4 protein-coding genes are annotated in these 6,524 nt (G+C 42.2%); 3 read left to right on the top strand and 1 reads right to left on the bottom strand.

What is annotated here, in order from left to right; translation table 11 throughout:
* A partial coding sequence (locus V7K40_RS14365) for a translocation/assembly module TamB domain-containing protein (RefSeq protein WP_334960616.1) occupies window positions 1-3,553 on the top strand: 3,553 nt, incomplete at its 5' end.
* 220 nt (window positions 3,554-3,773) lie between these two features.
* Here V7K40_RS14365 and V7K40_RS14360 read toward each other — a convergent pair.
* A complete protein-coding gene (locus tag V7K40_RS14360; protein ID WP_334960613.1) occupies window positions 3,774-4,703 on the bottom strand; it encodes a sugar ABC transporter permease in 930 nt (309 codons plus the stop codon).
* 124 nt (window positions 4,704-4,827) lie between these two features.
* On the opposite strand from V7K40_RS14360, the gene V7K40_RS14355 reads away from it, so the two are divergent.
* Both V7K40_RS14355 and V7K40_RS14350 read left to right on the top strand, forming a co-directional pair.
* Window positions 4,828-5,490 carry a GIY-YIG nuclease family protein gene (locus V7K40_RS14355; protein ID WP_334960611.1) on the top strand — a complete coding sequence of 221 codons (663 nt, stop codon included), beginning with the start codon at window positions 4,828-4,830 and terminating at the stop codon, window positions 5,488-5,490.
* Window positions 5,491-6,090: 600 nt separating this feature from the next.
* A complete protein-coding gene (locus tag V7K40_RS14350; RefSeq protein ID WP_334960609.1) occupies window positions 6,091-6,498 on the top strand; it encodes a hypothetical protein in 408 nt (135 codons plus the stop codon).
* Window positions 6,499-6,524: the final 26 nt, after the last annotated feature.

Raw genomic sequence — 6,524 nt, 5'->3', positions numbered from 1 at the left:
TCAGTTCAACGTCGCGGGTTCTGTTGATTCTTTTAAACTGCAAACTATTCAAGCCAGTGGTCAGGCGCGGGTAAATGTTGCGGGTGGGACTATTAAAGCCTCTAATATCCAAGTGGCTAATGGTGTATATCAGACACAAGTTCAAGCAAATAATGTACCGTTGCAGCAGTTGGTAGCAGTACCAAAGCAATTCCAAGGGGCATTAACTGGTCAAGCAAACGTGGCGGGTTCTGTTGAGTCCTTCCAACCGCAAACTATCCAAGCTAATGGTCAGGGACGGCTGGATGTTGCAGGTGGAACGATCGCAGCCTCTAATATCCAAGTGGCTAATGGTCGCTATCAAGCTGTAGTTAATGCTTCAGGTGTGGAATTAAATCGGTTAAATCAGCAATTGCGAGGTCAGTTTGGCGGTCAATTGCAATTAGCTGGCACGCTAGGATCATCCAAATTAGCTGATGTGCGTGCCGCTGGACAGGTGCAATTATCCCAAGGTATCCCTGGTCTTGAGCGACCCCTGACGGCTGCGATCGCTTGGAGTGGTGAAAGGCTTACCATTGAACGAGCAACTGCTCCCGGTTTAAATGTTACTGGTAACATATTAGCCAATGCTCAGGGAGCAGGTATACCGGAAATTACTGCCCTAAATCTCAACGTCCAAGCCCAGAATTACAACTTAAAACAGTTACCCATCAATCTTCCTAATCAGGTTGCTGTGGCGGGGAAAGTAGATTTTAATGGTCAAATAACTGGTAAGCTGCCCTTGCCAAATGTGGTAGGGCAAATCAATTTACGAGACTTGGTTGTTCAAGATATTGCTTTTGAGCCGTTGTTAACTGGAAACATCGATTCAGCACAAGGACGCGGTTTAAATTTGAACTTGGTGGGAAATAGCGATCGCCTGGCCTTCAATTTAGATGCTAATAATCGCCCGAAATCCTTCTTAGTAAAATGGCAGCAAGCATTAGCAACAGGTAATGTTCAAGGGAATGATTGGGCACTCAAAGTCGCAAATTTCCCCTTACAAATATTGAATTTGACTCCGCCACCAATTACTCGACTGGGTGCTGGTAAAATAGCTGGGTTGTTAACTGGGGATTTGCTGTTTAATCAGCAGACATTGGCAGCAACGGGGAATTTAGTGATCGCCAATCCGCAAATTGGCCGAGTTAAAGGCGATCGAATAGCTGCTCAATTCCGCTACGGTAACGGTAAAGCCACACTCGCCAGTAGTGAATTTGTTAAAGGTAAAAGTAGCTACGCCCTTGTCGGTACTTTTGCTCAAACCCCTAAAGGCCCTCAACTACAAGGTAAACTGAACGTCAACCAGGGAGAGATCCAAGATGTTCTAGCCATAGCACAAGTATATGATTTACAAAATTTGCAAGGTGGTTCAACACCAATCTACGGCACAGCAGCGGATCTGACTACCAACCCCCAAGGAGCGCAAAATCAGCCCTTATTAACCCAAATCCAACGGTTTTCTGAAATTGAAGCTTTGGTAGCACAACAGGAGCAACAGCGACTTGATTCCACTCCAATACCAGATTTGGCAGACTTAAAGGGGACTTTCAATGGGGAAGTGGCTGTAAATACAGCTAAAGCCAATGGATTATCAGTGGATTTTAATTTGAATGGACAAAACTTTGCCTGGGGTAAAAAGGAAGAACGGAATCGTTTTTATACTGCCGACCAAGTGATTGCCGAAGGCAACTTTGAAAACGGTGTTTTGAATTTGCGACCTTTACGGCTCGAATCTAAAAACAGGCTGATTGCTTTCACGGGTAACATTGGTGGTGATGAACAATCTGGTCAGCTGCGGGTGAATAATTTTCCGGTACAAGTACTGAATAATTTTGTCAAACTGCCAGTTGGAATCACAGGTAATCTTAACGGTACAGCAGCTTTAGCAGGCAGCATTGCTAATCCTCAAAGTAGAGGGGAATTGCAAGTTACAGAAGGAAAACTAAATCAGAACAAAATAGAGTCAGCAAAAGCAAGTTTCAGCTATGCCAACGGACGCTTAAACTTTAGTAGTACTGTAGCAGTTGCTGGGCCAAAACCTGTTGATATTACTGGCAGCATACCTTATAAATTGCCTTTTGCTTCGGTGGCACCAGACAGTGAGCAAATCAGTTTAGATATGAAGTTGGAAAATGAGGGATTGGCGTTGTTAAACTCGTTGACTAATCAAGTGGCATTTGAGAAAGGTGAAGGAGAAGTAGACCTCAAGGTACGCGGAACATTGCAAAAACCTGAGGTAGACGGAATTGCCACTATCAATAATGCTACTTTTTCAGCCCAGGCTTTGCCACGTAGGCTTCTCAGACATGTAACAGGTAGAGTGCTGTTTAATTTTGACAGCATCTTAGTAGAAAATCTTCAAGGTATATTTAGCCGTGGGAAGGTAGAAGCTGCTGGAGAAATTCCCATTTTTAACAATCAGAACGTGACTATCAACAATCCTCTGACCGTTAATCTCGATCAGCTAGAGTTGAAGCTCAAAGGACTTTATCAGGGAGGCGCTAGTGGCAATTTGCAGATTACTGGTTCTGCGCTTAACCCAGTAATTGGCGGTAAAGTAAATTTATTTGATGGTCAGGTATTGCTGGCAGAATCTACCGACGCCACTTCATCTGCAAATAGTAGTCTCGGTGTATCACCTACAAAAGCCAATAAGCAGAGTATACCTGAAATTGGGAATGCGTTGGCTCAAGCTTTGCCGTCAGACATTGCCAGATTTAATAATCTAGATTTGGAACTAGGCAAAAACGTCCAAATTACCCGTCCCCCTATTCTCAGCTTCCGCGCAACTGGTAATCTCATAGTTAACGGCTCAATCAATCAGCCTGTACCTGATGGCACTATCCGCTTGGAACAAGGAGGGGTGAATTTATTTACTACCCAATTTAACCTTGCTCGTGGCTATACACATACCGCAACTTTTAGTCCCTCTCAACCCCGCGACCCCAACTTAGATATTCGGCTATTTGCTAAGGTACTAGATGTAATTCAAAGTAATGATTTCAGTCGGATAAATACCACAGGTTTATCAGCCTTAGAGAGTGTTCGAGTCGAAGCCACTATCAACGGTCTCGCCAGCAAACTAAATGAAAATCTAGAACTTACAAGCAGTCCGTCACGTAGTCAAACTGAAATTGTTGCTCTTTTAGGAGGTGGATTTGTAGACACCCAAGGACGTGGTGACAGTACTTTGGGTTTGATTAACATCGCAGGCTCGGCTGTGTTCAACAATTTTCAGTCAGCTTTTAACCAGATTGGGAGTACCTTTGGCTTAAGTGAACTGCGGATATTTCCTACGATTATTTCTGATAATCCGGAAGCGGGAAGGAGCAGTTCAACGTTGGAATTGGCAGGAGAAGCTGGGGTTGATATTTCTTCCAAAATCTCCGTTTCCAGTATCAAAATTTTAACAACAAATGATCCCTTCCAATGGGGTATTAATTATCGGATAAACAATGAATTTCGTGTGCGTGCTTCCACTAATTTAACTGATGATAGTCGTGCAGTAGTGGAATATCAAACGCGGTTTTAAATTCTCGTCTAAAACTATTTTGTATTTTGAATTTCATACACTTTGGATATTTGAATATTTTCAGATTATCGTGGCTGATAGGAGATGATTTTTATAAGTTGAAGATATAGTAATCCAATCTGATTTGTGAAAATTTGCGGTATCCAGATACCCGACTTATTTAAGAAGTCGGGTATCTAACTTTTTACTTTAGGATTGCGATATTTAAATTAAGTGAATATCAGATTGTGATATTATCATCACCCTGCTGATTAATAACTAATCGCAAAATTGATAATCCCAAAATTATCAAAAATAACACTAGCCCAATTGTGCAAGCGTAGCTAATTTCCAAATTGTTAAAGGCTTGCTCATATAGATAATAAACAATCGTTTTCGAGCTACTGAGTGGGCCCCCTTGGGTCATAATATATACTTCTTCAAACACTTTGGTCGCAGAAATAGCCGAAATCACCGCCACTAGTGCTAGATACGGCTTCATCAAAGGTATGGTAATATCCCAATGTTTACTAATACCATCAGAGCCATCGATCGCAGCAGCTTCGTACACATCACCAGGAATCGATTGCAACCCCGCTAAATAAATCACCATGTAGTAACCTAGTCCCTTCCACACAGTGACAGCCATGACGCTGGCAAGAGAAATTGGTACAATGCCAAAAATTTTTGCTGGGCTAGTTAGCCAAGGAATACCTTCTGGAAAAAGGCCTAAAGCTTTCAGTAACTGATTCAGTAATCCGTTTTCTGCATACAGCCATTTCCAAGCTATTCCCGCAACCACCATTGAAATTACCACTGGGGTGTAGTACGCCGATCTAAACCAATTCATCCCCCGCAGTTTCTGATTTACCAAAATTGCCAGCGCTAAGGGAGCAATTACTAAAATTGGGACTACACCCACAAGATATAAAAAAGTGTTTTCCAAGGTTTTCCAAAAAACTGCATCCTTCCAAAGCTTGAGGAAGTTGGCGAAACCAATCCATTTTGGCGGTTGGGCAATATCTTCATAGCTAGTAAAGCTAAGATAAAACGCTTGCAGTGCAGGTAAAAAGACTGTTAACCCCAAAAGAAGTAAGGCGGGTAGTAAAAATAAATAAGGAGTCAGCCGCTGTTTGATGAATATCCAATTTTTAGGCATCAATTGATTCATATAAGGTCTAATAGTTGTTTTCGCTTTGTCAGCAATAATTTGGGGATGTGAGTAGATTTAAGCTTCAATATTCTAAAGGCATATATTTGCGTAACGCTAATTAATAACTCGGAGATCAACTGTGATGGAAACTCAGCATAACTCGCCGATTGAACATCAAAATGTCCCCATAAACCACCGTGGACTACATGACTTTTTGTACAGTTCTGACGACGAACACACTGCCACTGAGGTGAGTATAACTCCTGAACTAGCAAACAATGGTACTGAAATCATTGACCTTGAGGTTTGGAGTGCAGCTGCTCAGAACGCTAAAATTGCAGGTGTTTACGCAGTATTGGACGCAGAACGCCGTGTGCAGTACGTTGGCTATTCTCGCAATGTGTTGCTTTCCCTAAACGGTCATCTCAGCCAAAATGGTGAGCAAAAGTGTGCTTTTGTGCGCGTACAAGCATTCAAGTTTCCCAAGCGTCAAGAAATGGAAGATTTACGAGATGCGTGGATAGCAGAACTCGAAAGCACACCCTCTGGTAATGCAACTGATCGCGAAATGTGGGCTAGCACGGTAGGGGAAGCTGCGAAGGCGGTAATGTCAGAGGTGGAACGTCAAGCCTACGAGGAGAAAAAGCTAAAACTGCGGAAAGCAATGGCTGATACAACCCTCTCTAAAGAGTCAGAAACAATAGATGCGAGTCAAGCCGAACGTCAGCGTCAACTTGAAGCTGCTGTGGAAAACGATGACTGGAGTGTAATTATCGACGCACAGACACAGCAAACCAAGTCTTAGGTGTTAATTAAATTAGTTGTCCGTGCTAAAAAATTAGTGTTTATCTGGTAAGGACACACAAATTATGTGCCCTTACTACATATTTCATATATTACAAATTGCTTTAACGTGCATCGCCAATCAGCACAAATAAGGCGTTAGACAAACACCCAAAGCTAAAAAAGTGGTGAGAATTTTTTTCATAGAATAGCGCAGAGGTAGCTGTTTTTAATTGGGTGTTAGCAGAAGTTGTTGTTAGCAACATCAAAGTATTTGATCAAGTCTGGGATTGCTACTTTACAGGAACGCTTCCAGCAAACGAGCGATCGCAAGGACAAAAATACGTTAACTTTGCGTAAGTCCTATAAAGCTTGAAACATTTATTGCCTACATTGGAGCATTTGTTATAAACGTTTGAACATTTGTTGCAAATATTTGAATATTTGTTATAAACGTTTGAACATTTGTTGCTAGCATCAAAGCATTTGTTACAAACGTTTAAACTCATGGACAGCTAAACAGCTAAAATCTCTGGCTGAATTTAGTTCTGGGCAACTGCGCTCAGTGGAATTTTTGCGATCGCTAGTCAATGAGATAGTAATAGTATCCTAGGTATTAATTGTGATATTTTGGTTAGCTCGTTGGCAAGGCATTGCAGATGCCCGACGAGATGCTGGGCAAAACTCCACCCTGCCCGTTGTAACCTTAATTACACCTGAAGAAAAGTTTGCTGTGGGACGCAAACTTGATGATATATTTGCCGATCCGTCCTTGAAAGGTTATCGCATTATTGGCGATAGAGGTCTATTCAATGACTTGCGAGGCAGGGAAGATAATGATATCACCAATCCACAGCAGCCGCGAGTCTGGCGCTTACTCTTAGAACGTGGCGGCTGGATTTATTTGTTTCGCGCATTGCCTCCTCAGGTGAAACTTGATCAGCTACCCTCAGTATTGGCTATTCAAGAAAGCGATAAGGGACATATCATCATTCGCAGTCCAGAAGCTTCCAAAACTAGTTCTCCTTGATATATTGAATAACTTGTTTAAATTTA

This window comes from Nostoc sp., assembly GCF_036917195.1.
Classification (GTDB): domain Bacteria; phylum Cyanobacteriota; class Cyanobacteriia; order Cyanobacteriales; family Nostocaceae; genus Nostoc.
Note: the sequence above shows the minus strand (reverse complement) of the source record. Positions and strands in the feature narration are given on the sequence as shown.

Bases quoted from the DNA above. Each gene is read 5' to 3' on its own strand.
- V7K40_RS14360 (WP_334960613.1), bottom strand. From the start codon at position 4,703: ATGAATCAATTGATGCCTAAAAATTGGATATTCATCAAACAGCGGCTG.
- V7K40_RS14355 (WP_334960611.1), top strand. From the start codon at position 4,828: ATGGAAACTCAGCATAACTCGCCGATTGAACATCAAAATGTCCCCATA.